Source organism: Magnetospira thiophila (assembly GCF_054657015.1).
The window spans coordinates 1,279,422-1,305,705 of the sequence record NZ_BAAHXF010000001.1; the positions used below are offsets into that span (position 1 = coordinate 1,279,422).

Annotated in this window: 26 protein-coding genes and 1 pseudogene; 14 read left to right on the forward strand and 13 right to left on the reverse strand. The window is 60.9% G+C overall.

Annotation, left to right across the window (positions count from 1 at the left end):
• Positions 1–46 precede the first annotated feature (46 nt).
• From ACYQ1P_RS06260 to ACYQ1P_RS06280, 5 genes are all read left to right on the forward strand, one after another.
• Positions 47–535, forward strand: a complete 489-nt coding sequence (locus ACYQ1P_RS06260) for a hypothetical protein (protein WP_460019486.1) — start codon at positions 47–49, stop codon at positions 533–535.
• Positions 492–1,505, forward strand: a complete 1,014-nt coding sequence (glk, locus tag ACYQ1P_RS06265; protein ID WP_460019487.1) for a glucokinase — start codon at positions 492–494, stop codon at positions 1,503–1,505. The genes ACYQ1P_RS06260 and glk overlap by 44 nt, the downstream gene beginning before the upstream one ends.
• On the forward strand, positions 1,498–2,097 hold the full coding sequence (locus ACYQ1P_RS06270; RefSeq protein ID WP_460019488.1) for a gamma carbonic anhydrase family protein: 600 nt from the start codon (positions 1,498–1,500) through the stop codon (positions 2,095–2,097). The genes glk and ACYQ1P_RS06270 overlap by 8 nt, the downstream gene beginning before the upstream one ends.
• A gap of 127 nt (positions 2,098–2,224) precedes the next feature.
• A complete protein-coding gene (locus ACYQ1P_RS06275) occupies positions 2,225–2,665 on the forward strand; it encodes an Hsp20 family protein (RefSeq protein WP_460019489.1) in 441 nt (146 codons plus the stop codon).
• A 16-nt stretch (positions 2,666–2,681) separates the two neighbouring features.
• A complete protein-coding gene (locus ACYQ1P_RS06280; protein ID WP_460019490.1) occupies positions 2,682–2,912 on the forward strand; it encodes a DUF1150 family protein in 231 nt (76 codons plus the stop codon).
• 7 nt (positions 2,913–2,919) lie between these two features.
• Here the strand turns inward: ACYQ1P_RS06280 and ACYQ1P_RS06285 are convergent, their stop codons facing one another.
• Positions 2,920–5,274 carry a PAS domain S-box protein gene (locus ACYQ1P_RS06285; protein WP_460019491.1) on the reverse strand — a complete coding sequence of 785 codons (2,355 nt, stop codon included), beginning with the start codon at positions 5,272–5,274 and terminating at the stop codon, positions 2,920–2,922.
• Between the two features lie 190 nt (positions 5,275–5,464).
• On the opposite strand from ACYQ1P_RS06285, the gene lepA reads away from it, so the two are divergent.
• Complete coding sequence (lepA, locus tag ACYQ1P_RS06290; RefSeq protein ID WP_460019492.1) at positions 5,465–7,267, forward strand: translation elongation factor 4; 1,803 nt, start codon at positions 5,465–5,467, stop codon at positions 7,265–7,267.
• A gap of 24 nt (positions 7,268–7,291) precedes the next feature.
• Here lepA and ACYQ1P_RS06295 read toward each other — a convergent pair whose 3' ends face one another.
• Positions 7,292–7,576, reverse strand: coding sequence for a hypothetical protein (locus ACYQ1P_RS06295; protein ID WP_460019493.1), 285 nt, complete (start codon positions 7,574–7,576; stop codon positions 7,292–7,294).
• 22 nt (positions 7,577–7,598) lie between these two features.
• On the reverse strand, positions 7,599–8,288 hold the full coding sequence (locus ACYQ1P_RS06300) for a response regulator transcription factor (RefSeq protein ID WP_460019494.1): 690 nt from the start codon (positions 8,286–8,288) through the stop codon (positions 7,599–7,601).
• 136 nt (positions 8,289–8,424) lie between these two features.
• Here ACYQ1P_RS06300 and ribA point away from each other — a divergent pair, with 136 nt between their 5' ends.
• The 3 genes from ribA (at position 8,425) to ACYQ1P_RS06315 (ending at position 11,145) form a co-directional block, all read left to right on the forward strand.
• On the forward strand, positions 8,425–9,609 hold the full coding sequence (gene ribA, locus ACYQ1P_RS06305; protein WP_460019495.1) for a GTP cyclohydrolase II: 1,185 nt from the start codon (positions 8,425–8,427) through the stop codon (positions 9,607–9,609).
• A 137-nt stretch (positions 9,610–9,746) separates the two neighbouring features.
• Positions 9,747–10,643 carry a hypothetical protein gene (locus ACYQ1P_RS06310; protein ID WP_460019496.1) on the forward strand — a complete coding sequence of 299 codons (897 nt, stop codon included), beginning with the start codon at positions 9,747–9,749 and terminating at the stop codon, positions 10,641–10,643.
• Positions 10,644–10,647: 4 nt separating this feature from the next.
• Positions 10,648–11,145, forward strand: a complete 498-nt coding sequence (locus ACYQ1P_RS06315) for a L,D-transpeptidase family protein (protein ID WP_460019497.1) — start codon at positions 10,648–10,650, stop codon at positions 11,143–11,145.
• Here ACYQ1P_RS06315 and ACYQ1P_RS06320 read toward each other — a convergent pair.
• A complete protein-coding gene (locus ACYQ1P_RS06320) occupies positions 11,135–11,821 on the reverse strand; it encodes a YggS family pyridoxal phosphate-dependent enzyme (protein WP_460019498.1) in 687 nt (228 codons plus the stop codon). The two genes, ACYQ1P_RS06315 and ACYQ1P_RS06320, sit on opposite strands and share 11 nt — an antisense overlap.
• Before the next feature lie 29 nt (positions 11,822–11,850).
• Here ACYQ1P_RS06320 and ACYQ1P_RS06325 point away from each other — a divergent pair, with 29 nt between their 5' ends.
• A complete protein-coding gene (locus ACYQ1P_RS06325; protein WP_460019499.1) occupies positions 11,851–12,453 on the forward strand; it encodes a thiamine phosphate synthase in 603 nt (200 codons plus the stop codon).
• A 60-nt stretch (positions 12,454–12,513) separates the two neighbouring features.
• Here ACYQ1P_RS06325 and ACYQ1P_RS06330 read toward each other — a convergent pair whose 3' ends face one another.
• The gene (locus ACYQ1P_RS06330) at positions 12,514–13,599 is read right to left on the reverse strand and encodes a porin (RefSeq protein WP_460019500.1); all 1,086 of its coding nucleotides are present in this window, start codon (positions 13,597–13,599) and stop codon (positions 12,514–12,516) included.
• Between the two features lie 261 nt (positions 13,600–13,860).
• Positions 13,861–15,027 carry a porin gene (locus ACYQ1P_RS06335; RefSeq protein WP_460019501.1) on the reverse strand — a complete coding sequence of 389 codons (1,167 nt, stop codon included), beginning with the start codon at positions 15,025–15,027 and terminating at the stop codon, positions 13,861–13,863.
• Positions 15,028–15,325: 298 nt separating this feature from the next.
• Here ACYQ1P_RS06335 and ACYQ1P_RS06340 point away from each other — a divergent pair, with 298 nt between their 5' ends.
• From ACYQ1P_RS06340 to holA, 4 genes are read left to right on the forward strand one after another with little or no spacing between them, the layout of a single operon-like run.
• Positions 15,326–15,862, forward strand: a complete 537-nt coding sequence (locus tag ACYQ1P_RS06340) for a DUF3576 domain-containing protein (protein WP_460019502.1) — start codon at positions 15,326–15,328, stop codon at positions 15,860–15,862.
• A gap of 38 nt (positions 15,863–15,900) precedes the next feature.
• Positions 15,901–18,462, forward strand: coding sequence for a leucine--tRNA ligase (leuS, locus tag ACYQ1P_RS06345; RefSeq protein WP_460019503.1), 2,562 nt, complete (start codon positions 15,901–15,903; stop codon positions 18,460–18,462).
• Between the two features lie 25 nt (positions 18,463–18,487).
• Complete coding sequence (gene lptE / locus ACYQ1P_RS06350; protein WP_460019504.1) at positions 18,488–18,982, forward strand: LPS assembly lipoprotein LptE; 495 nt, start codon at positions 18,488–18,490, stop codon at positions 18,980–18,982.
• A gap of 15 nt (positions 18,983–18,997) precedes the next feature.
• The gene (holA, locus tag ACYQ1P_RS06355) at positions 18,998–20,017 is read left to right on the forward strand and encodes a DNA polymerase III subunit delta (protein ID WP_460019505.1); all 1,020 of its coding nucleotides are present in this window, start codon (positions 18,998–19,000) and stop codon (positions 20,015–20,017) included.
• On the opposite strand, the gene ACYQ1P_RS06360 is transcribed toward holA, so the two are convergent.
• The 7 genes and pseudogenes from ACYQ1P_RS06360 to ACYQ1P_RS06390 all read right to left on the reverse strand — a co-directional run bounded on the left by ACYQ1P_RS06360 (position 20,014) and on the right by ACYQ1P_RS06390 (position 26,197).
• Positions 20,014–20,937, reverse strand: a complete 924-nt coding sequence (locus ACYQ1P_RS06360) for a ParB/RepB/Spo0J family partition protein (RefSeq protein ID WP_460019506.1) — start codon at positions 20,935–20,937, stop codon at positions 20,014–20,016. The genes holA and ACYQ1P_RS06360 overlap by 4 nt on opposite strands.
• Positions 20,937–21,746, reverse strand: a complete 810-nt coding sequence (locus tag ACYQ1P_RS06365; protein ID WP_460019507.1) for a ParA family protein — start codon at positions 21,744–21,746, stop codon at positions 20,937–20,939. Before ACYQ1P_RS06365 ends, ACYQ1P_RS06360 begins: the two co-directional genes overlap by 1 nt.
• Before the next feature lie 10 nt (positions 21,747–21,756).
• Positions 21,757–22,371 (reverse strand): annotated as a pseudogene (rsmG, locus tag ACYQ1P_RS06370) (16S rRNA (guanine(527)-N(7))-methyltransferase RsmG); the annotation flags it as partial.
• Positions 22,372–22,392: 21 nt separating this feature from the next.
• Complete coding sequence (gene mnmG, locus ACYQ1P_RS06375; protein WP_460019508.1) at positions 22,393–24,258, reverse strand: tRNA uridine-5-carboxymethylaminomethyl(34) synthesis enzyme MnmG; 1,866 nt, start codon at positions 24,256–24,258, stop codon at positions 22,393–22,395.
• A gap of 12 nt (positions 24,259–24,270) precedes the next feature.
• The gene (gene mnmE / locus ACYQ1P_RS06380; RefSeq protein ID WP_460019509.1) at positions 24,271–25,608 is read right to left on the reverse strand and encodes a tRNA uridine-5-carboxymethylaminomethyl(34) synthesis GTPase MnmE; all 1,338 of its coding nucleotides are present in this window, start codon (positions 25,606–25,608) and stop codon (positions 24,271–24,273) included.
• A 29-nt stretch (positions 25,609–25,637) separates the two neighbouring features.
• Entirely contained in the window at positions 25,638–25,964 is a 327-nt protein-coding gene (locus ACYQ1P_RS06385; RefSeq protein WP_460019510.1) for a (2Fe-2S) ferredoxin domain-containing protein, read from the reverse strand.
• Positions 25,961–26,197, reverse strand: coding sequence for a DUF6489 family protein (locus ACYQ1P_RS06390; protein ID WP_460019511.1), 237 nt, complete (start codon positions 26,195–26,197; stop codon positions 25,961–25,963). Before ACYQ1P_RS06390 ends, ACYQ1P_RS06385 begins: the two co-directional genes overlap by 4 nt.
• Between the last annotated feature and the right edge of the window lie 87 nt (positions 26,198–26,284).

The following is a 26,284-nucleotide window of genomic DNA, read 5'->3' on the forward strand; positions in this document are numbered from 1 at the left end:
CCGCGCAAGTACGGACACCGCAACCTTAGGAAACGAGGTATTGGTCATGATGATCCGACCGACCGAGGGATACGACACTTTCGACGCCCGCCTGCGGGCCGCCCTGGTAGCCGGGACGCCGCTCGGCGACCTGGGTTCCATGGGGGTCATTCGCGCCTGGCTGGATATTTGCGAAGGGCTCCGCCGCAGCGACTTTCCGACCCTGATCCCTGATACCCTGGCCCTGTTGTCCACCGATCCCGACTGGCGGGCCTGCCTGGAAGATTGCGGATTGGGCACCACCAAGCCCCGCTCGCACCTGGAACTGGGCATGGTGGTGGCCTGCTATGCCCATCTGCGCGATGCCCGCGAGGACCCTTCGGAACGCCTCGACCGGGTGCAATCGGGCTATGACAGCCTGCAACGGAGCTTCGCCGCCCTGGACAGCGCCGCCCGCCGATTGGGCGCGGACTGCGCCGACCTGGACCGTCAGCTGGGTTCCCTGGAGGCCGATGTGGAAGAGTACCGAAGCGCTCCCCACACCCTCGCCGCCTGAGGCCCCCATGCACGGCCTGATCGCCGATCTCGGCGGCACCCATATCCGCTTCGCCCTGTGCGACGCGGCGGGGTCCATTGATCATCCCCGGACCCTGCTCTGCGCCGACTATCCGGGAATACAGCAGGCGGCGGAGGCCTATCTGGCCGACGTCGCCCCCGGCGAGACGCCGCGTCTGGGAGCCTTCGACGTGGCAGCTCCGGTGGATGGGGATCAGGTCACCATTACCAACAATCCGTGGATCTTTTCCATCGAGGATACCCGGCGCGCCCTGGGGCTGGAAAGCCTGGTGGTGGTCAACGATTTCGCCGCCAATGCCCTGGCCGCGCCGCACCTTTCGGAAGCGGATCTGTTTGCCGTCGGCGAGGGGCGCGCCCGGGCCGGTCGCCCGATGGCCGTCATCGGCCCCGGTACCGGGCTCGGCATGGCCTTGTTGACACCCCACGCAGGGGGTTTCCTGGCCCTGCCCGGCGAGGGGGGCCATGCGACATTGGCCGCCATGAGCGACGAGGAGGCCGAGGTCATCGCCCTGCTGCGCCGCAAACACGGGCATGTCTCGGCGGAACGGTTGATTTCCGGCAGTGGGCTGGTAACCCTTCATGAAACCCTGTGTCGCCTGCGCGGTCGTCCCCTGGAGCCCATGACCCCGGCCGAGGTGGGGGCCAGCACCGACCCGCTGTGCCGCGAGGCCCTGGACATGATGTTTGCCCTGCTTGGCACGGTGGCGGGCAATCTCGCCCTGATCGGCGGTGCCCAGGGCGGTGTCTACGTGATGGGCGGCATCGTGCCCCGGTATGTGCGTCGATTCCAGTTGTCCAAGTTCCGCCAACGGTTCGAAGCCAAGGGACGCTTCGAATCCTACCTTGAGGCCATTCCGACCTGGGTGGTGACCCATCCCGAGCCCGCTTTTGCCGGATTGGCCCACCTGATTGCCCAGCTTTCCGAACCCCGGACCACCGACCATGCCTGACTTCGGACCCGACGTGCGACTCGACCGCCCCGCCTATGTGGACCCCACGGCCCGCCTGTACGGCAAGATTACCGCCGAACCTGATGTCAGCATCTGGCCCTATGCGGTGATTCGGGCCGAACTGCATGATGTGTGGATCGGGCGTGGCAGTAATATTCAGGATCATGTGATGATTCACGTGGCCTGGGGTGGGCCGACCCTGATCGGTGCCCATTGCTCCATCGCCCATCGGGCCACCCTGCACGGCTGCCGCATCGGCAATCATTGTCTGATCGGCATCGGCGCGACCGTCATGGACGGTTGCGTCATCGGCGACAACTGCGTCATCGCCGGACATGCCTTCGTCAAGGAAAACACGGTGATTCCGGATAATTCCATTGTCATGGGCACCCCGGCCCGGGTCACCGCCCGGCGCAACAATTTCATTTCCAACAAGCTTAACGCGCTGATTTACGAACGCAACGGGCGGGCCTATGCGGTGGGCGATTATCGGGCCTGGAGCGGTCCCGACTTCGATGCCTTCCTGGCTGACAAGCGGGAAACCCTGGAAATCGAATACGCCCATCGCTACGGAATCACCGAGCCCGCTTGACGAACGCCTCCAACCATCCCAAATTCCAAGCAGGGCGTGGGAACGCGAATTTGGTTTCCGCGCCGGGTGCCCGCCCGGGACCCGCATTTGGTGTTCGCTCTTATTCGAGGTCGCCCAGGAGGTTTCAATGTCGCGTATGGCCACTTTCAACAGCCCGTTGCTGCTCGGTTTCGATCATTTCGAGCGGCTGCTTGACCGGGTCGCCAAAAGCTCCGCCGATGGCTATCCCCCCTACAACATCGAACAGGTGGACGAGTCTCATCTGCGCATCACCCTGGCGGTAGCCGGTTTTTCCATGGAAAATCTGAGCATCACCATCGAGGAAAACCAGTTGATGATTCGCGGCCAGAACAGCGACGACGACGGCGAGCGGGTCTACCTGCATCGCGGCATCGCGGCCCGCCAGTTCCAGCGCGCCTTCGTGCTGGCCGAGGGAATCGAGGTGATCGGAGCCAACCTGGACAACGGTCTGTTGCATGTGGAACTGGAACGTCACGAACCGGAAACCCAGATTCGATCCGTTCCCATCCGCACCGCCGCCAAACGCAAAACCATCGACGCGGAATAAAAAGGAGAACAACATCATGACGCGACAGATCGACCATCCGACCCCGACAGCCCCCGAAATCGGGCTTTTCGACCTCGCGGCCCTGGGCCTGGGCAGCATTGCCTATGTGCGACCGGTCCAAATGCAGGATGAGATGGTCTACGGCATCTTTTCCGCCGACGGGACCCAGATTGGCATGGCCTCCGGGGCAGAAGAGGCTTTTATCGCCGCTCGTCACAACGACTTGCAACCGCATTTGGTTCACTGACCGCCGATCATTCGCGCACCAGGCTGCGTTCCGCCGGAAAATCAATGGTCACCCGGGTGCCCAGGTTCAGTTCGCTATCGAGGGATAGGGTGCCGCCGTGCATCTCGGCCAGGGTCTTGGTCAGATAAAGGCCCAGGCCGGTGCCCTCATGGGCATGGATGGCGCTGTCGCGAATCTGCTCGAAGGGACGGACGACCCGTGGAATGTCCTCCTTGGCGATGCCGATCCCCGTATCGACGACCTCCACCCGAATGCCGCCGTCCTTGCGCATGCGGATCATCAGGTTGACTTCGCCGCCGACGGGGGTGAACTTGACCGCATTGGACAGCAGATTGAGCAGGATCTGTTTGAGGCGCAGTTCGTCGCCGAGAATCCTCGGCAGACCGGCCGGCAGTGCGGATTTCAGGGTCAGGGCGTGGGTGCTCGCCCGGTCGCTGACCATGCGCAGGCATTCCCGGGCCAGCTGCAACAGATCCACCGGCCGACTTTCGATTCTCAATTCACCGGCCTCGACTTTCGACAGATCCAGGATATCGCCGATCACTTGCAGCAGATGTTGACCGGAAAAGTGAATGTCCTTGGCATATTCTGCATATTTCTCGTTGCCCAGGTCGCCGAAAATTCCAGCGTCCATGATCTCTGAAAAACCGATGATGGAATTCAACGGCGTGCGCAGCTCATGGCTCATGTTGGCCAGGAATTCCGACTTGGCCCGGTTGGCCAGTTCCGCCGCTTCCTTGGCCTTGATCAGGTCCACCTCCACTTGATGGCGTTCGGTCACATCATGCAGATAGCCCTCCAGCACCGTGCCTTCGCCCTCGAACTCCAGGGCGATGCCGAATTCCTGAATCCACCGCCACTCGCCATCGCGTCGTTTCAAACGATAGGACAACTCGAAGGATTCCCCGAGACGGGCTGCATCGCGGACGGCCCCGGGAATCCAGGCGGCATCCTCGGGATGGGCCAGGTCGCGCAGGGTCAGGTCACCGGCCATGAAGGCCTGGCGGGGATATCCGGTGATTTGTTCCACCCGGTCGTTGATGAACAGAATTTGGTGGCGGCTGTCGTGGCGGCTCAGATAAATCACCCCGGGCACGTTTTCAGCCAGTGAGCGAAAGCGCTGCTCACTGTGTCGCAGGGCCTGTTCGACCTGTTTGCGTTGGGTGATGTCATGCAGGGTGATGATGGATCTGAAGCCCTGCCCCGACGTCATGGGGCTGACCGTTGCCAGGATCGAGACCAGACGTCCATCCTTGCCGAGACCCTCGATTTCCTCGGTGAACCCGGCGGTTTTTTTCAGCGGCTGGGCCGTCAGACGGCTTTTCAGGCGGGCCCCCGGCGATCCGACGATCAGGCGGGCGATGTCCATGCCCAGGGCTTCGGCTTCCGTATAACCGAAAATGCGCTGCGCCGCCTCGTTGAACGACTGGATTCGGGCATGATGATCGACCGTGACGATGCCCTCGCCGGCCGTATCGACCAGGGTGCGGATCTGTGCCTCGCGGTCATGCAGGCGGATCAACCGTTCCCGCGCCACCAGGGCGAGCAGGGCCATGGCCGACAACAAACCACTCAGCATCAATCCGACCAGTAGCGAGGCCAGGGGCAGCGAGGAGCGCAGATTCTGCACGAAACGATCCGTCGGATGGAGTTGCAGCGTCCACAGCGAACTGCCGATGGTCAGGCTGTGGGAACTGGTATAATCGCTCAAGGCGGTATTCCCGGTATGGGAGGATTCGAATACCGGCAGGTTATCCTGCGAAATTTCCAGCCAGAGATCGCGCACCATGTCGACCGGCAGGATGGCCTTGAGCAACGCCTCGGCCCCGATCACCGCCATCACGTATCCTTCGAGCCCCGGATCACCCATGACCGGCACATAGATCTCGAACCCCAGGGTCCCGGCATTGATTCGAAAGGGTGCCGTGGTGGCAAGCCCCCGGGTGCGTCGGGCCAATTCCAGGGCCTCCGAGCGCACGACGGAATCGAACAGATCCGCTTCCTTGAGCCACCCGTTGCCGTCCGGTGGATAGACCCAACGCACCCGGGGTTGTGGGTCGACCCAGGCAATGGCCAAGTATCCCGGCTGATCCAGGATCAGGTGCGCCGCATCGCCGACCCAGAGGTCCTGGGACGCGGTACCCTGCGCCGCCCAGCGCCGCCCCATGCGGTGCAGATCCTTGAAATGGGTATTGAGCACCTGCGAAATGCCGCCCAGAATGCTTTCCGCCTGGCGCCCGAGAAAGGCCTCAATCTGCCGCTCCTCGGCCTGCCGCTGGCCCTGCCAGGTCAATAGGGCAATGACCACCCCCGCGCCCAGAATAATGCCGGGAATGGCCGTCTTCAGGACCCATCCAGGCATTCAGCGCCCTCCCGCCCGGGGCAGGATGAACTTTTTGGCCTCCCACATGAAACCGTCTCTGTTATCCGTTTATTTTATCCCTTTGAGTTAAAGGGTTTCTGGCCGCGATGTCCAATGGAATTCGGTTCGCTGGCGCAATGGATCACGGGAGGGATGGCATATTTTCGCGGACGGTGCTAGAAGCCCGCCCATGACCGATCTTACGCATATTCGCAACTTTGCCATCATTGCCCATATCGACCATGGCAAGTCGACTCTGGCCGATCGCATGATCCAGCTTTGCGGCGGCCTGATGGACCGGGAGATGAAAGCCCAGGTGCTCGATTCCATGGATATCGAGCGCGAACGGGGCATCACGATCAAGGCGCAGACCGTGCGCCTGAACTACACCGCCCCCAGCGGCGAACGCTACATCCTCAATCTGATGGATACCCCGGGGCATGTGGATTTCGCCTATGAGGTCAGCCGCTCCCTCGCCGCCTGCGAAGGCTCGCTGCTGATCGTCGATGCCACCCAGGGCGTGGAAGCACAGACCCTGGCCAACGTTTATTTGGCGCTGGACAACGACCACGAAGTCATTCCGGTGCTCAACAAGATCGACCTTCCGGCCTCGGAACCCGACCGGGTCCGCCAGCAGATCGAAGACGTGATCGGCCTGGATGCCTCCGAGGCGGTACATATTTCGGCCAAGACCGGCCTCGGCGTGCCCGATGTGCTGGAAGCCCTGGTCAAGCGCCTGCCCGCGCCGACCGGCGACGCAACGGCCCCGCTGAAGGCGCTGTTGGTGGATTCCTGGTACGATTCCTATCTCGGGGTGATGATCATGGTGCGGGTCTATGACGGCACCCTCAAGCGCGGCATGAAGGTGCGCATGATGTCCAATGGCTCCCTGCACCAGATTGATCAGGTGGGGGTCTTCACGCCGAAAATCACCAAATGCGACAGCCTCGGCCCCGGCGAGATGGGCTATATCACCGCGTCCATCAAGACCGTCGCCGACACCAACGTCGGCGATACCATCACCGAAGACAAGAACCCGACCAAATCCCCGCTGCCCGGTTTCAAGCCGTCGGTGCCGGTGGTGTTTTGTTCGCTGTTCCCCTCCGACGCCGCCGACTTCGAGGATTTGCGCGATTCCCTGTCCAAGCTGCGGCTCAACGATTCCAGTTTCGAATATGAACCGGAGAACTCCGCCGCCCTGGGCTTTGGATTCCGCTGCGGCTTCCTCGGTCTGCTGCATCTGGAAATCGTCCAGGAGCGGCTGGAACGGGAATTCAATCTCGACCTGATCACCACCGCCCCCAGCGTCGCCTACGAAATCACCATGAGCAACGGCGAAAGCATCGCCCTGCACAATCCGGCCGATTACCCCGATCCGAGTCAGATTGCGACCATCGCCGAACCTTGGATCAAGGCCACCATCCTGGTGCCGGACGAATATCTGGGCGCGGTGCTGTCCCTGTGCACCGAGCGACGCGGACAACAGATCGAGTTGACCTATGCCGGTTCGCGGGCCATGGCGGTCTATCGGCTGCCGCTCAACGAGGTGGTGTTCGACTTTTATGACCGCCTGAAATCCATTTCACGGGGCTACGCCAGTTTTGATTATGAAATCGACGGCTATGCGGAGGGCGACCTGGTCAAGGTCGGCATTCTGGTCAATGCCGAACCGGTGGATGCCCTGGCCTTCATCTGCCATCGCGGTCAGGCGGAATTTCGCGGGCGGAATGTCTGCGAACGGCTGAAAGATCTGATCCCGCGTCAGTTGTTCAAGATTCCCATTCAGGCGGCCATTGGCGGCAAGGTGGTGGCCCGCGAGACCATTTCCGCCATGCGCAAGGATGTGACCGCCAAATGCTACGGCGGCGACATCACCCGCAAACGCAAGCTGTTGGAAAAGCAGAAGGCGGGCAAAAAGAAGATGCGGCAGTTCGGCAAGGTTGAAATCCCGCAGTCGGCCTTTATCGCCGCCCTGCGCATGGGGGACGACTGATCCCCCATATTGCTGCAAGGGTGCCTAATTCTTGTCTTTCTCTGCCTTGTTTTTCTTTTCCTTCTTGTCGTCGCCGCTCAGACCCTTCGACATGCCCTGACCCTTGGACCCCTTGGCCCGGCAATGGGCGCTGACCTTGTTGCCCTTTTGGGTGGTGTAGCTTTCGACCCAGGTACAGGACTCCTTGGCCGCGCAATCTGCATTGGACAAGCCTTTGCAGGCGCTGGTTTCGGCGGCCTGGGCCGCTCCGACGCCGAAGCCCAAGACGGCAACAACGACGGCAACTGTCTTCAGGACACGGAATTGCATTCTTATTTCCTTTTTCGGCGTTTCAGGGCACCAGCTTGTAGCCACCCGGTTCGGTGACCAGCAGGCGGGCATTGGATGGATCGGGCTCAATCTTCTGGCGCAGGCGGTAGACATGGGTTTCCAGGGTATGGGTGGTGACCCCGGCGTTGTAGCCCCAGACCTCGCCCAGCAGCACATCGCGACCGATGACCTTGTCCCCTGCCCGGTACAGATATTTGAGGATCGAGGTTTCCTTGTCGGTCAGCCGGATCTTTTTGTTGGTGGCATTGTCCAGCAACTGCTTGGCCGCCGGTTGGAAGGTGTAGGGGCCGATGGTGAAAACGGCGTCCTCGCTCTGTTCATGCTGGCGCAGATGGGCGCGAATGCGGGCCAGCAGCACCCCCATGCGGAACGGCTTGGTCACGTAATCATTGGCCCCGGCGTCCAGGCCGAGAATGGTATCGGAATCCGAATTGGCCCCGGTCAGCATGATGATCGGCGATTTGACGCCGTTTTTGCGCATCAACTTGCAGACTTCGCGGCCATCCATGTCCGGCAGCCCCACATCGAGCAGGATCATGTCGAAATGATCGCCGGTCGCGGTGGCCAGCGCCGCCTTGCCGCTCTCGACCACTTCGGTCTCGAACTCCTGATGCAGCTTCAATTGCTCGATCAGCATGTCGCACAGGGTACGATCATCGTCGACGAGCAGAATTTTTTTGCCTGGGGTCATGACGTTCTGGGGTTGTTGCACGGGGTCGATAACGGTAACACTTCCGCCACCCGCCCGAGAAGGCTAATGTGGCGTTCCCCGCCCAGGCGGGACCCAGAATTTATATGATATCGACCAGAGTCCCGCAAGCAGCCCCATGCCCCATCGATCGAGCCATTCCGTTCCGACCTCCCGTCAGTCCGTTTCCCTGTTGAGCGTCGAACGCGCCGTCTCGGAATTGCGGCGGGGGCGGCTGGTCGCCATCGGCGGCGGCGACGGGCGGACCCTGCTGACCTGCGCCGCCGAGGCCGCCACCCCGGAGGTTCTGGAGTCGTTGCGCCGTTTGACGCAAAGCCGTCCGCTGCTCAGCCTGACCCAGCGGCGGGCCGCCGTTCTCGGCCTGCTCGACGGACCGCTGCGGGGGGACGATTCGGAACAGGCCAAGGTGCTGACTCTCGATCCCCAGGACCCGCTGACCGCCCCCATGGCCGCCGCCCTGGCCGATCCCCTGGCCTGTTCGACGGCTGAATTGGCGGCCCTGTTGCCGACACCGCCGCGCCTCTCGCTGGTGCCTCTGTACAGTTGTGAAAGTGCTGCCGTCGGTCTGACCAAAATCGCCCGACTGCTGCCTGCGGCGGTCACCGCCGAGATTCACAATCCCGAGGCCCACGACGACCTGGGGCGATGGACCGCCCGGCATCAGATGTTGCTGCTCGATGGCGGAGATGTCTTTCAGTACGAAGCGACCAGCGCCCGCACCCTGCGCCGGGTCAGCGAGGCCCAGGTTCCCCTGGCCGATGCGGAATCCACGCGAATCGTCGCTTTCCGACCGGTGGATGGCGGGATTGAACATCTGGCCATCATCATCGGCCAACCGGACGGGACGCAGCCGGTGCTGACCCGTCTGCATTCGGAATGTTTCACCGGCGACCTTCTGGGTTCCCTGCGCTGCGACTGTGGCGACCAGTTGCGCGGGGCCATTCAGGAAATCGCCCAGGTGGGCAGTGGGGTTTTGCTCTATCTGGCCCAGGAAGGCCGGGGCATCGGCCTAGTCAACAAACTGCGCGCCTATGCCTTGCAGGATCAGGGCGTGGATACCATGGATGCCAACGAGCTGCTCGGCTTCGATGCCGACGAGCGGATTTATCTGCCGGCGGCGGAGATGCTGCGGCAACTGGGATTTTCCAAGGTTCGTCTGCTGACCAACAATCCGTTCAAGGTCGAGGCCCTGTCCCGCTGCCGGGTGGATGTGGTGGAGCGTGTCCCACACAGATTTCCCTCCAATCCGCATAACCAGACCTATCTGGCGACCAAGGCCGATAAGGGCGGTCATCTGTTTTAAGCCCTCAGGGCGGCAAAATGTTCCCGGCAAAAGCCGCCCCTTTTTATTCAATCGAACAATAAATTTATTGATATCAAAGTGTTGCATCCTGGCATGCGGTCTGCATTGGATTTGGCAGACAGCAAGAGGATCGACCCATGACCCCACTTTCCGCCGCCGAACAATCCCCCGCCCATGTGCAACCCCTTGAGGCGTCCCTGCCCGGTCCCGGGGGTACCGAAGCGGCGATGTTCGGCGACGATGGATTGACCTTCGGCGACTTTGTGGATGCGATCAATCCGCTGCAACATATTCCTATTGTCGGCACCCTCTACCGCCAAATGACCGACGACGAGATCGCTCCGGCCCCGCGGGTGGCGGGCGGCACCCTGTTTGGTGGTCCAATTGGTCTGGTGGTGTCGCTGATTGATGTGTTGGTGGAAAATCAGACCGGCAAGGACATGGGCGAACATGCCTATGCCCTGTTCACCGATCCGGACGAAGTCCCTCCGGAGGGGGATGAAAATGCTCCGCAGCTGGCCGCCACCGAAACCGCGAACGCACAAATGGTCGCCAGCAGCAGCTATGCGGGGGTTTCAGATTGGGCGCGACAGGAAATGGCCTTCCGTCAAGAGGTGGCGGCCCTGCAACAGAAACAACGCGGTGCCCCGCTGGCACTGGCCGAAGCCAGCCCCGTCTCGCCGGTGCGCGGCCTGCCGGTGCATCCCACCACGCCCGCCCCCCGCAACGAGGCCGGTCTCGGCACCCAATTGTTCGTCCAGGCCATGCGCAGCCAGCCGCCGCAAGAGGCCCTGGCCCTGGCCGCCGTGCCGCCGGTCCGGCCCGCTGAATCGGCCGCCGCCTCGACCAGCGGACCGGAATTGGCCCCGGCCCCCGTTTCCTCTGCCCTCGAAGACCGGCTGCAGGCCCTGGCGGCCCAGAATCCCTGGGAACAACAGCAACAGCAGCAGCAACAGTTGGCCGACGGCTGGTTCGCCCAGTCCATGATGGAAGGTTTGAACAAGTATCAAACGGCGGACGGCATCGCCCGGTAATATCATGATCATTCATGTGGATGGCCAAGGTTTTGTCTCCTGGGAAACGCAACGGGTCCGCTGCGCCCTCGGTCGCAATGGCCTCGCTGTCGATAAACGGGAGGGCGATGGAGTTACCCCCATTGGCAGTTTCCCTTTGCGCCGTTTTTTTTACCGATCTGACCGCCTGGGCGAACCCAATACCCGTCTTTCCGGTCGGGCACTGACCCCGGAGGACGGCTGGAGCGACGATCCGGATGATCCGGCCTATAACCGGCTGGTCACCCTGCCCCATCCCTGGCGGCATGAAGTCTTGTGGCGCGAGGACCCTTTATATGACGTGATCGTGGTGCTCGGTTACAATGACGCCCCGGTCCGGCAGGGCGCGGGCAGTGCCATCTTCCTGCATGTGGCGCGGCCCGACTACGCCCCGACCGAAGGCTGCGTCGCCCTGGCCCTGGAGGACCTGCTCGCGCTGCTGAAAATCTGCGCGCCGGGCGATTGTCTGGAGGTCACGGCGTAAGCGGCGGGCGACCGCCAAATATCGCCGTGCCGATTCGCACCGAGGTTGCCCCGAATCGGATGGCAATGGGAAAATCGCCGCTCATGCCCATGCTCAGCTTCTCCAGGCCGTTGCGTTCGGCGATTTGCGCCAACAGGGCGAAATGCAATGCCGGTTCCTCGTCCTGGGGCGGAATGCACATCAGGCCGCGCACCGGCAATTGATACTCTTCTCGGCAGGACCGGATGAAGGCGTCCGCCGCGTCGGGCTGCACCCCGGCTTTCTGCGCTTCCTCGCCGGTATTGACCTGCACATAGAAGTTCACCGCGCGCCCCGATTCGGACAGGGCGCGGGCCAGATAGCGGGCCAGTTTGGGCCGGTCCAGGGTCTCGATGACATCAAACAACGCGACCGCCTGGGCGGTCTTGTTGGTTTGCAGGGGGCCGATCAGATGCAGCCGCACATCCGTGTAATCCTCGCGCAGTTGCGGCCATTTCTCCGCCGCCTCTTGGATTCGGTTTTCACCGAAAATCCGCTGTCCCGCCTCCAGGGCGGCCCGAATCACCGACGGCGGATGGGTCTTGCTGACGGCCACCAGATCCACCGCCCCGGCGGGTCGCCGGGCCTCGGCCTGGGCCTGGGCGATTTGTTGGCGGATGGCTTGGAGGTTGCCCGCCACATCGGTCTGCGCGATCATGGTTTCCCCATCACCATAGGATTGACATGGTGCCGACCCTAACAGACCTGGCCCGCCGCCTCAATCAACGCGGCACAGGTGGGCTTTCGCCGCTGATTCTGTTGACTGATTGTCATCGCCTGCCCGATCCCACGGTGCTGTTGCAACGGTTGCCGATGCCCTGCCTGATTATTCTGCGCCATCCGGACGCGGTTTTTCTGCGTCAGCTCGCCCAGCGGGTCACGCCGCTTTGTCAGGCCCAGGGTCATAAAGTGCTGATTGCCAATGAGGCCCGCCTGGCCTGGCAGGTCGGAGCCGACGGGCTGCATCTTTCCGAATCGGCCTTAAGTGCCGGTCGGGCTTGGTGGAAACTTTGGAGCCCGCCCCACTGGATTCTTACCGCCGCCGCCCATTCCCCCTTGGCCTTACAACGGGCGGAAAAGGCCGGGGTTGCTGCGGTGCTCCTCTCGCCGGTTTTCGCCACTCGCAGTCATCCGGGCGGACAAACTCTCGGGTCGCTGCGATTCGCCCAGTGGGCCAGAGGATTTTCCGGCGATGTCTATGCCCTGGGCGGTATCCAGCGGGAGACGATTTGCCGCCTGCTCCCCGGACCGGCCTCTGGGGTGGCGGGAATCGATCTGTTCCAAGCTTAAAAACAAAAAGAAAGGGCGACCGAAGCCGCCCTTTCCTCAATTCAGTCGAGCTTCCTTGGATCAGAAGGCGACTCTGACACCCGCAATGGCAGCCCAGCCACTGTTGTTGTCGGCGGTGGTGGCGTTGTTGCCACCGTCCCAATCGACATTCAGGATGGTGCCTTCCAGGGTCACGCCCGGGCCCATGGCATACTGACCACCCACACCCCAGACGGTACCTTCGTCCTTGGTGTTGTTGGTTTTGTCGCCTTCGGAATGGGCATAGGACAGGGACACGGCATAGGGGCCGGTCTCGTAGGCCACGCCCACTTCGTAACCGGAAGCGTCGGTTGCGTCGTTGGGGGTGGTGTTGCCGTTGCTCTGCTGGGAGGCACTGATCTTGTGCCAGCCGCCGGAGACGGTGAAACCGGCCATGCTGACCGAGGCACCGGACTGCAACAGGTTGCCCAGGTTACCGGCGTTGCCGTAGCCCAGTTGCGCCTTGACGGCGACACCGTCGAAGTCGGCCCCATAAGCGACACCGGCACCCCAGACGCCGTTGCTGGTGTTGGCTGGCTGGGTGTCGGTCTTGGTCGCCATGTCCGGCAGATAGGACGCGCCGACGGTGAAGCCCGCGAAGGTCGGGGACAGATAGGTAATGCCATCACCCTCGCCGTCGTCCACCTGACCGTCACTGGCGAAATCATCGGAGCGCCCGCCCGCGGTGAAGCCGGTCGGCATGACGATCCAGTCGTCCGCATCCACCAGGGCGTAGCCCTTGTGCGGGGCAGCAATGCTGATCATGTCCAGGGCGGTCACTTCCTCGCCCAGGATCACGGTGCCGAAGGTTTCGGAGGACAGGGACAGGGCGAACAGATCGGAGCCAGCGGCCGTGTCGTCCGCTTCCAGCTCGATCTTCACCGACACGGTGATGCCGTTGTCCAGCTTGGTGGAGCCGGTGAAATGAACCTCGACATCGGACTTGACGTCGACTTCCTTGTAATCGGTGGCCTTGGTGCCGCCGCCGAAATTGTCCTGATCGGCATAGCCGATATGTTCGTCCAGGAAACCGGATACGCCGATCTTGATCGGATCGGCTGCCTGCGCATGCGCGCTGATCATGCCTGCGGCGACCAGCGCCGTTGTGGTATAGAGTACTTTTTTCATTTTTTCGTTCCTTGCCTATTTATTGAGCAACAGATTGTGTTGACCGATCCATTGACCATTGCATATTCATTACTAGGCGCTTCACATGATCTGGGTCAAGAATCATCCAAATGGACTGTGTTAAAAACCTGACAGTGTGCTCTCTCTGCAACTCCGACTAAGGTACGTATTTGATCGGGGTCAGACGGTCAACCATGACCCCTACAAAGCAGAAAGGGCGGCCGAAGCCGCCCTTTCCCAATTCTGACTGAAGTTCCCGGATTAGAAGGAAACGTTCACGCCCGCAACCGCGGCCCAGCCGCTGTTGTTGTCGCTGGTCACAGCGTTGTTTCCGCCGTCCCATTCGACGTTCATGATGGTACCCTGCAGGGTCACGCCAGCACCCATGGCATACGTACCGCCAAGAGCCCAGACATCACCGGTGTCCTTGGTTCCACCAAGACCAGTCGTCGCACCCGTGCTCGTGTTCTTAGCCGGATTGTCGGCCTCGGAATGACCATACGCAAGAGATACCGCGTACGGGCCAGTCGCATAGGCCACACCCACTTCATAACCGGACATATCGGTCTGATCACCTGGGGTGGTGTTGCCGTTGCCCTGCTGGGAAGCACTGATGTGATGCCAGCCGCCGGAGACCGTAAAGCCAGCCATGCTGACCGAAGCACCAGTCTGCAGCAGGTTGCCCAGGTTACCGGCATTGCCGTAACCCAACTGAGCCTTGACACCGACGCCGTCGAAGTCGCCGCTGTACATGGTACCCACGCCCCAGACGCCATTGGTGGTGTTGGTCACTTGGGTGTCGGTCTTGCCCCCCATGTCCGGCAGGTAGGAAGCGCCGACGGTGAAGCCCGCGAAGGACGGGGACAGATAGGTGATGCCATCGCCTTCACCTTCGTCGACCATGCCATCACTAGCAAAGTTGTCAGACCGCGTACCAACACCAGCGGCTGTATTTGCCGTCCCAGCAAAGCCTGCCGTACCAATAACCGGGCGGGCGATCCAGTCGTCAACCGCCTCCAGACCACCCGGGCCATAGCCCACGTGCGGCGACTTGATGACGATCATGTCGAGGGCGGTATCTTCTTCGCCCAGGATCACCGTACCGAAGGTCTCGGAAGACAGGGACAGCGCGAATTCATCGGACCCGCTGCCGCCATCGTCGGCTTCCAGCTCAATGCGCACGGAAACGGTGATGCCGTTGTCCAGTTTGGTGGAACCCTTGAAGTGCACTTCGGCGTCGGACTTGACATCGAATTCCTTGTAATCGGTGGACTTGGTGCCACCATTGAAGTTGTCCTGATCGGCATAACCGATGGACTCATTCAGGAAACCGGAAACACCAACCTTGATCGGGTCGGCGGCTTGCGCGTGAGCGCTGATCATGCCAGCAGTGACCAGGGCGGTCGTGGCAAAGAGAACCTTTTTCATTTCAATTCCTCTCTCATTTCTCGATGCAATTCCGAGCAGCGCCCGGTCGATTGATCATTCAACACTCCTGAATAGAGCCATTTCGCAGGCTCAGGGTCAAGAACCATCCCCGTATGTTGTGTCAAATTTCGCGCAGTGTGTTTTCCGCGCAACAGTTTCCCTGCCCAGCACCCCTGGGAAGGCCGATTTTCGGCGATTCATATCCTGGACAACCGTCAAAACCGCCTTCATTTCCCAGCGCGTCTGACGTATATATCTTTCAACCGTCCCGTTCGGGAGGGCACGAGGGAGATTCAAGGTGCATATATTCGACCGATCCATCCGATTCGTTCTTTGCGGAGTGCTGGCGGGACTGTTTCTCTCCGCCTGCGAAAATGTTACACCCGGTGAGGGCGTGTCCTATGAAAAGTACAAAGAGCGTCAACAGGGGCAGGCGAAACCGGGTTCCGTATTCGGCGAAGGCGGCCTGTCGATCTTTGGCGACAAGAAGCTGCCCGAGGATCAACAGGGCGGCGGTATCGGCGTCAATGGTTATTTGTGGCGGGCCACCCTGGATACCTTGACCTTCATGCCCATCACCTCGGCCGATCCGTTCGGCGGTGTGATTCTGACGGACTGGTATTCCCCCCAGGAAACGCCGAACGAGCGTTTCAAGATGCAGGTCTATATCCTCAGTCGGGCGTTGCGGGCCGATGGGGTGCGGGTCTCCGCCTTTCGTCAGGTGCGCGTCGGCCCCGATTGGCGCGACGCCGCCCTGCCGGACAAGACCACCACCGATCTGGAAAACGCCATTCTGTTGCGCGCCCGTCAAATGCGCCGCGCCGCCACCCAGTAACATCCCTGACCCGGATCAAATTGCCCTGAAAGACTTCCATGTCCCGCTATAATTTCAAGACCACCGAAGCCAAGTGGCAACGCCTTTGGGAAGACCGGGGCACCTTCCGGGTCACCGCCGACCAGTCCCGGAAAAAATACTACGTCCTAGAAATGTTTCCCTATCCCTCGGGCCGCATTCACATGGGGCATGTGCGCAATTATACCCTGGGCGATCTCGTCGCCCGCTACAAGAAAGCCCGTGGCTTCAACGTGCTGCACCCCATGGGCTGGGATGCTTTCGGGCTTCCGGCGGAAAACGCCGCCATGCAGGCCGGGGTGCATCCGGCCAAATGGACTTACGAGAACATCGCCGCCATGCGGGCGCAGCTCAAGACCATGGGGCTGTCCTATGACTGGGACCGGGAACTGGCCACCTGCTCCGCCGATTATTACCGCCACGAGCAGAAGATGTTTCTGGATTTCCTCAAGGCCGGGCTGGCCTATCGGAAGGAATCCTGGGTTAACTGGGACCCGGTGGAACATACGGTGTTGGCCAACGAGCAGGTCATCGACGGTCGCGGCTGGCGCTCCGGGGAACTGGTGGAACGCCGCAAACTTTCGCAATGGTTTTTCAAGATTACTGATTTCGCGCAGGAATTGTTAGATGGCCTCGATTCGCTCGATCGCTGGCCGGACAAGGTTCGACTGATGCAGGAAAACTGGATTGGCCGCTCCGAGGGCCTGCGCATGTTTTTCGATTTGCAGGATCGCCCGGATCGTCTGGAGGTCTTCACCACCCGCCCCGACACCCTGTTCGGGGCCTCGTTCTGTGCCCTTTCGGCCCATCACCCCTTGACCGCGGAATTGGCGGAAACCAATGCCGCGTTGCGGGATTTCATCGTCGATTGCGACCGCCTGGGGACCAGCGAGGCGGCCATCGAAACGGCGGAGAAAAAAGGCTTCAATACGGGCATTCGGGCCAAACACCCGTTCATCGAGGGCAAGACCCTGCCCGTTTACGTGGCCAATTTCGTGCTTATGGACTATGGCACCGGGGCCATTTTCGGCTGTCCGGCCCATGATCAGCGGGATCTGGACTTTGCCCGCAAGTACGATCTTGAAGTCACCCCCGTGGTCTGCCCGGCCGATCAGGACCCGGCGTCCTTCCAAATTGAAACGGAAGCCTTTACCGACGATGGTCGATTGATCAATTCCGAATTCCTCAACGGCATGGATGTGTCGACGGCCAAGGATGCGGCCATGACCTGGTTCGAATCCCGAGATCGCGGCACCCGCACGGTGAATTACCGGTTGCGCGATTGGGGCGTTTCCCGGCAACGCTACTGGGGCTGCCCCATTCCGGTCATTCATTGCGACCATTGCGGCATCGTGCCGGTGCCCGAAACCGAATTGCCGGTTCGATTGCCTGAAGATGTGACCTTCGATATTCCGGGCAACCCGCTGGAGCATCACCCGAGCTGGAAAAACGTGCCCTGCCCGAGCTGCGGCAAACCGGCCCGCCGAGAAACCGATACCTTCGATACCTTCATGGAATCATCGTGGTATTTCGCCCGCTATTGCGATTCGAAAAACCAAACGACCGGCTTCGACCGGGAGACCGTCGACTACTGGCTGCCGGTGGATCAATATATCGGCGGCATCGAACATGCGGTCCTGCACCTGCTTTATTCGCGCTTTTTCACCCGCGCCCTGAACAAATGCGGCTACCTGTCGGTCCAGGAACCCTTTGCCGGGCTGCTGACTCAGGGCATGATCTGTCACGAGACCTTCCGCGATGCTGCCGGAAAGTGGCTGTTTCCCAGCGAGGTGACCGAATTGGACGGACAACTCGTGACCATCGAGGGGCATCGACCGGTCATCCAGGGACGCTCCGAAAAAATGTCCAAATCCAAGCGCAACGTGGTTGATCCGGAGCGCATCATCGAGACCTATGGGGCCGATACGGCGCGCCTGTTCATGCTTTCCGACAGCCCGCCGGAACGGGATCTGGATTGGACCGACTCCGGGGTCGAGGGAGCCTGGCGCTTCGTCAACCGTTTGTGGCGTTTGGTGGAGGACTCCGAACCGTCGTTGCCGAGCCCCGACGCGCCTCAGCCGAGCCTGGGCGACAAGGCGATGGCCCTGTACCGCACTTTGCATAAAACCATTGCCGCCGTCACCGATGATCTGGAAAAATTCCATTTCAACAAGGCTGTGGCCCGCATCCGTGAGCTGACCAATCTGTTGGCCGACTTGAATCCGGCGCAGCCGGATGAGGCCTGGGCCCTGCGGCAGGGACTGGAAACGGTGGTTCGCCTGAGTGGCCCCATGATGCCCCATCTTGGAGAGGAACTCTGGCAAATTCTCGGTCACGACCAATTGTTGGCGGAAACCCCATGGCCTGATTTTGAGCCGGCGCTGATTATCGAGGACATGCTCAGTGTCGCGGTGCAGGTCAACGGCAAGGTGCGCGGCCAGCTGGATCTGCCCCGGGATTGTGATCAGGATCTGGCCAAACAACAGGCGTTGGCGCTGGAAAATGTGATTCGAGCCATGGACGGCAAACCACCGCGCAAAATCATCGTCGTGCCCAACAGGATCATCAATGTGGTTATCTAGACATCTGGCGCTTGGGATTGTGCTGTTGGCCCTGGCCGGTTGCGGCTTTCGGCCGCTGTATGGGGACTTCCGTGCGGGCGACTCTCCGGCTGAACTGTCGCAAATCCATGTGGATCGCATTGAGGATCGGATCGGCCAGCAATTGCAGAATTACCTGTTCGATCGCATCAATCCCAAGGGACGTCCGAGTCGACCTCTTTATAGTTTGCGCATCAAACTTGAGGATTCAACCAACTATTTGGGGTACAACGAGAAGCAGGATGTCACCAGGGCCAATCTTCACCTGCAAGCCCATTACACTTTGTACCGCAAGGCCACGCATCAGATCATCAAATCAGGATCACTGACTGTCACCAGCAGTTACAATGTGATCTCATCGGATTTTGCCACGGAAATTGCCGATCGCAAGGCACGCAGCGAGGCGGCGCGATTGATGGCCGATGAAATCACCACCCAGCTTGCGGTTTTTTTCATTCAGCAGCGGGATAACCGTGCATCATCCCGGACGCCACAGAGTTAATCGGAGACTCCCGGCATGAAAATTTCCGGCGCCGCAGTCAAAGGGTTTCTCAATGCGCCGCCGACGCAAATCCGCGCCATCCTGCTTTATGGACCCGACGAAGGACTGGTGCGGGAACGGTCGCTGAGTCTGGTCAAGGGTGTGGTTCCCGATGCTCGAGACCCCTTTCGGGTGGTCGAATTATCCGCCGCCGACCTCAAAAATGATCCAGCCCGCCTGAACGATGAGGCTGCCGCCCTGTCGCTTACCGGCGGAAGGCGGGTCATTCGCCTGCGCGGCGCGGCGGATGGTCACAAGAAAATTTGCGAAACTTTTCTAAAGCAGACACTCGGCGATGCCTTGCTGATCATCGAAGGTGGCGAATTGGCCGCCGGATCCAGTTTGCGCAAATTGTTCGAAAGCCAGGACAACGCGGCGGCCCTGGCCTGCTACGCCGACGACGGTCGATCGCTCAACCAGGTGATCCGTGAATCCCTGGCCGAACATGGGTTGAACGCCACTTCCAACGCCCAGGCCTATCTGGCGACCCATTTGGGATCGGACCGGCAGATTACCCGCTCGGAAATTGCCAAGCTGGCTCTATACATGGGCCATGAGACCCAGGTTCGATTGGAAGATGCAATGGCCTGCATCGGCGACAACGGGGCCACCTCCCTGGATGCCCTGCTCATCGCGTTGGGCAACGGGGATCAGGCGGGGCTGGATCAGGCCCTGGAGCGGGTCTTGGTGGATGGCGGCACGCCTGTCGGTCTGCTGCGATTGGTCAACCGGCATTTTCAGAGGCTGCATCTGGCGGCTGGACACGTGGCGCGAGGACTGCCGGTGGAGCAGGCGATGAATCGCCTGCGTCCGCCGGTGATCTTCAAGATTGCCGACGCCTTTAAGAGCCAACTGAACCGCTGGTCACCGGATCGGCTGGCGCGGGCCTTCGAGTTGCTGGTGGCGGCCGAGGCGGACTGCAAAACCACCGGCTTTCCGGCGGAAACCATTTGCCGTCGCACCCTCATGCGCATTGCCCAGGCCGGTCGCGGCTAGGCCAGTTGCGCCGCCTCGCCGGGGCCGCCGTGAGTCAGCCGGTGCAGGATGTCGTCCAGCTGTTCCAGGGTGCCGTAATGCAAGGTGAGGCTGCCCCCGCGCCCGCCGAATTTGATATCCACCTGCAAACCCAAGAGATTGGATAGATCCCGTTCGAGGGACAGGGTATCCGCATCCTTGTCCAGCAGACGCGGTTTGCGGCTCGGACCATCGGAAACCTTGCGACCTTTTTTCACCAATCGTTCGGTCTGCCGCACGTTGAGACCCTTGCTCGACACCTTGCGGGCCAGCGATACCGGATCATCCGCGTTGAGCAGCGCCCGCGCATGGCCGGAGGTCAGGCTGCCGTCCTCGACCATCGCCTTGACCGGATCGGGCAGGCCGAGCAGGCGCATCATGTTGGCCACATGGCTGCGGCTTTTGCCGACCGCCTGAGCCAATTGTTCCTGAGTGTGGCTGAATTCGTCCATCAGGCGGCGGTAGCCCTCGGCTTCTTCCAGCGGCGATAGATCCTGCCGTTGCAGATTCTCCACCAGGGCGATTTCCAGCGCTTCCTGATCATCCATCTCCCGGATGATCACTGGAACCTCGTGCAATTGCGCCAGTTGCGAGGCCCGCCAACGGCGTTCACCGGCGATGATCTCGAACTGATTGGGCTGCTGCGGGTCCCGTCGCACCAAGAGCGGCGACAAAACGCCCTTGCTTTTGATGGAGCGCACCAGATCCTGAATGCCCTCTTCCTCGATACGATGGCGGGGCTGGAACCGGCTCGGTTTCAGATGCTCGATGGGCACGATCTTGGCCAAGCGGGACGAAGTCCCGTCGTTTGACGCCTGATTCAGGGTCCGGTCATAGGTTTCCGGTCCGTCGCCCAGCAGTGCCGAGAGGCCGCGCCCCAGGTTGGTGGTTTTTTTTGCCATTACGCGGCGACCCTCCGTTCGCGGCGCAGGACCTCGCCTGCCAGATTGAGATAGGCCTTCGATCCGGCGCAGCGGGTGTCGTAAAGAATGACCGGCTTGCCGTGCGACGGTGCCTCGGAAATCCGCACATTGCGCGGAATGACTGTCTTGTAGACGATGTCACCGAAATAGCCACGCACATCCGCCGCCACCATGTCAGACAAGTTATTGCGTTTATCGAACATCGTTAACACAATACCTTGTAGGTCCAGGGTCGAATTGAAGCTTTGGCGGACCCTCTCGATGGTCTTGACCAGATGGCTGACCCCTTCCAGGGCAAAAAACTCGCATTGCAGCGGCACCAGCACCGATTGCGCCGCCACCAGGGCATTGACCGTCAACAGGCCGAGCGCCGGCGGACAGTCGATGAGGATGTAGTCGAAGCCGATGCGTTGCTTTTCCAACGCCCCGCGCAGGCGATATTCCCGCCGCGCCATGGACACCAGCTCCAGTTCCGCCGCCGCCAGATCGACCCCGGCGGGGACCAAATGCAGCCCCGGAATACGGGTTTCCAGGACCACCTCGGACAAACCGACCTCGCCGAGCAACAGGTGATAGGAATTCACCTCCCGGGCCGACCGGTCGATGCCGAGCCCGGTGCTGGCGTTGCCCTGCGGGTCCAGATCAATGATCAACACTTTTTTATGGATCGCCGCCAGCGCCGTGGCCAGATTAATGGCTGTCGTGGTCTTGCCCACGCCGCCCTTTTGGTTGGCTATGGCCAGAATCCGTGGCCGCTTCAACCCGTCCTGTGTCAATTTTTCGCCCATTTTGCTCTAAAATCTCCCGCAGCAGGAGGACCCGACCCGCCGGATCCGAACGGCTTTTAATAATGTCGAGAGCGAGTTTCCACTTTTTCCGCGACTCCGTCAATTCAAACTCGACGTTTTTCCCTTTCAAAAAGAGTAAAAAACCCCCTTTTTTCAGGTGCGGTCGGGATAACTCGATGAGTTGCGGCAACGGAGCCAGGGCACGGGAGGTAATCACATCGGCCTGAAGCGCGGGAAGGGATTCAATCCGCGCCGTATGAACCGTCACCGGTGCACCGGTGGCCCGGGCCACCTCACGCATAAATATGCCTTTGCGCTGATCGCTTTCCACCAGATGAAACGGGCGCCCGGTCAGGATCGCCAATACCAAACCCGGAAATCCGGCTCCGGACCCCAGGTCCACCAGTGTCCGTTCCCCATCGGGAAGATAGGGTGCCAATTGTGCCGAGTCGAGAAAGTGCCGCCGCCAGGGATCGTTCAGGGTGGCCCGGGACACCAGATTGATCCGCTCCTGCCACTTGATCAGCAGGGCCAAATAGGTCTCAAGGGCGGCCCGTGTTTCACGTGAAACATCGGTCAGGTCCTGGAAGTCCTGGGGACTGAGGGGGGAGGGGATCTCAGGCATGCAATGGGTCCCCTGTCCATGTCAACGGGTGGCAGTGCGCCTTTTGACATGGCCGAGCAGCGCCGTCAAGGCAGCCGGTGTGACGCCGGAAATTCGTGAGGCCGCGCCCAGGGTCGCCGGGCGGGCCTGTTGCAGTTTAAGACGCACCTCATTGGACAGGGACGGTAGGCGACTGTAATCCAGGTCCTCAGGGAGCAGCAGGGCCTCGTCCCGTCGAAAAGCTTTGATATCGGCGTCCTGTCGATCCAGGTACGCAGCATAAAGCGCCTCGATTTCCAATTGCCGGGCCACCGCCGGAGAGAGTTCCGCCAGTTCAGGCCAAACCATTTGCAGGCGGGCCATATTCATGTCTGGATAGGCTAACAGATCGTAGGCCGACCGGCGGACCCCATCCTGATTAATCTGCAACCCCCGTTGGCGCAACTCGCTGGGGCTGGCGATGCAGGACCCGAGTTGCGCGCGGCCGCGATCCAACAATTGTTGTTGATGGGCGAATAGCCGACGTCGCTCCAAGCCTATGCAGCCCACCCGCTCTCCCAACGGTGTCAAACGCTGGTCCGCATTATCGGCCCGCAGGCGCAGCCGGTATTCGGCGCGCGAGGTAAACATACGATAGGGTTCCGCGGTGCCCAGGGTCACCAGATCATCGACCATCACACCCATATAGGCATCGGCCCGATCAAGCATCAACGGTTCCTGTCCAGCGGCCCGCAAGGCACCGTTGATCCCGGCCAGAACCCCTTGCGCCGCCGCCTCCTCATAGCCTGTGGTGCCATTGATCTGACCGGCCAGGAACAGACCAGGCACCCGCAAAGTTTCCAGACTGGGCTTGAGGCTTCTGGGGTCGATGAAATCATATTCAATGGCATAACCGGGCTGGAGCATGCGCGCCTGTTCCAACCCGGGAATGGTCTTCAACAGCTCAAGCTGCACATCCTTGGGCAAAGAGGTGGAAATGCCATTGGGGTAAATGGTGGGATCATCCAAACCTTCCGGTTCGAGAAAAATTTGATGCCGCGACTTGTCGGCAAAGCGCACCACCTTGTCTTCTATGGAGGGACAATAGCGCGGGCCTGTGCTGTCGATTTGACCGGAATAGAGGGGGGCTCGATGCAGATTATCATGGATCAACCGGTGACCCCGGGCGTCCGTCCAGGTGATATGGCACACCGTCTGCGGCACCCGGATCGCATCGGTCAAAGTGGAAAAGGGCACCGGCGGGTTATCGCCCGGCTGAACCTCCAGTCCGGACCAGTCGATGGTTCGACCGTCCAGACGCGGCGGTGTCCCGGTCTTCAATCGACCCATGGGGAAGCCCAGACGTTTGAGGGTGAAGGCCAGCCCAATGGATGGCTTGTCGCGGACCCGCCCGGCCGGGAACATCACCTCGCCCACATGAATCATCCCACGCAGAAAAGTGCCGGTGGTGATGATCACCTGAGCGGCCAACATATCTCGCCCATCGTCGAGTCGCAGGCCCGCAACAGAACCTGTGCGATCAAGCAGCAAGTCTTCCACCGAGGCGGCAATCAGTTCAAGGTTCGGCTGCGCACCGAGCAGTTCGCGCATGACCTGTCGATAGAGGTTACGGTCGGCCTGCGCCCGGGGTCCCCAGACCGCCGGACCCTTGCTCTTGTTGAGCATGCGAAACTGAATCCCCGACCGGTCGATGACCCGGCCCATCAGACCGTCCAGGGCATCCACCTCGCGCACCAACTGGCCCTTGGCCAAACCGCCGATGGCCGGATTACAGGACATCTCCCCCAGCCGGTCGAGCCGTTGGGTGACCAGGGCCGTCCGCGCGCCCATGCGGGCCGCCGCCGCCGCCGCCTCGCAACCCGCATGGCCTCCGCCGACCACCAGCACATCGTATCTGTCTTGTTTCACGTGAAACAAACCCTACTTGCCGATACAAAAATCCCGGAACACCAGATCCAACATATCTTCCACGCCGACCCGACCGGTCACGCTGCCCAATGACCGCGCCGCCTGTCGTACATGTTCCGCCATCAATTCGCCATCGCTTTCTTGTTCGGCCCGCATCAGCGCCTGCAAACAGGTTTCCAGGGCCTGCCGGTGACGAGCCCGGGTCAGGGGAGGCGTGCCACCCCCGCCGTCGCAACGTTGGGCCACTGCCGCCGTCAAAGCAGACAGAAAAGCTTCGACCCCCGCACCTGTATGAACAGACAATCCAAAGATTCGATGCCGACCCCAGACCAGCGGGGCCTCGGGTAGGCCTCGGTCCAACTTGTTAACCACGACCATGGACTCATCATCCACGAGGGCAGCCGTCTGCGGATCAATAGTCGGCCAATGCCCCCCATCCAGCACCGCCACCTTCAAATCCGCATCCCGCGCCCGCGCCAAGGCGCGCCGCACGCCTTCCTCCTCGACCTCATCACAAGCCGCACGCAGTCCCGCCGTGTCAGCCAGGATCACCGGATAACCGCCGAGATCCAGATGAACCTCGATCACATCCCGTGTGGTTCCGGCTTGCGCGGAAACAATCGCCGCCTCGCGTCGAGCTAAAAGATTCAGCAGGCTCGACTTGCCGGCGTTGGGTGGTCCGACGATGGCCAACGAAACTCCCTCCCGCAACCGTTCACCCCGATGTCCATCAGCCAGATGATGGGATAGGTCATTTTGCAGCTCAGTCAGATTTTTCTTTAATTCGGCCCACAAATCCGCTGGCAGATCCTCGTCGGAAAAATCAATGGTGGCTTCCAAATGCGCCGACAGACCCATCAAACGCTGCCGCCAATTTTCATACAAGTCGCCGAGGGCACCCTGCATCTGTCGCTGGGCCTGTTGCCGTTGTGCCTCGGTTTCCGCCGCCACCAGATCGGCCAGACCCTCCAGCTCGGTCAGGTCCATCTTGCCGTGTTCGAAAGCCCGGCGGCTGAATTCCCCCGGATCGGCCTGACGCAGCCCCAGACCCTCGCCCAGCAGGCGGGCCAGACGAGCCAGCATGGCCCGGCCGCCATGACCCTGCAGCTCCACCACATCCTCGCCGGTGAAACTGCCGGGTGCCGGAAACCACAGCACCAAGGCCCGATCCACCATTTCCCCGCTCAGCGGATCGCGCAGATCCCGCAACACCGCCCGCCGCGCGGCGGGAAGCGGCCCCCCGGTCAGACGACGCAGGCTCTCACCCGCCTGGGGTCCCGAGAGCCGGAACACCGCCACACCCGCCGCGCCGCCGCCGCTGGCCAGGGCAAAAATGGTATCGTTTCGCATGGGGTCCTGAACCTATATGTAGTAGGTTCCTAATCCTTGTTACGCAACATCAGCCGATCCACCCGGCCACCGCCCAGAATATGAGTGGTCAGGATTTCATCCATATCCGCCTTGGTAGGGCAACGGTACCAGACCGCCTCGGGATAAATGACCATCACCGGGCCGTTTTCACAGCGATCCAGACAGCCCGCCATATTGATGCGCACGTCGTCCAATTCCAACTGCTTGGTCTTGATCTTCAGATAGGCGCGTAGGGAAATGCTGTTCTTGTCGGCACAACAGCCGCGCGGATGGTCATCAGATCGTTTGTTGCCACAGACGAAGACATGGTGGCGATAATAGGAGGATTCGTTCATTTTTCTCCGCCCGTGAACTGCGCCCAAAAGGCCTTTTGCAGTTGTTCCAGACCCTGGATACCGGCCGGCAACCAGGTTTTGAACAAAGCGTCGGGGTCCATGGCATGCAGATTGTTTTTCATCTGCTCTTCCAATTCCGTCAACAGGCGACCCTGCATGGGCTTGAGATCGGGCTGACCGAAAAAGGTTCGGGCCTCCTCCGGCGTGCAATCGATATTGATCGTGACCTTCATGGGAAATCCCTTTTCATCCTTGTATCTGCGGCAAGAAGGACCCAAATCATAGTCAATCCATACCGGGTGATCCCACCTTAGCACGCT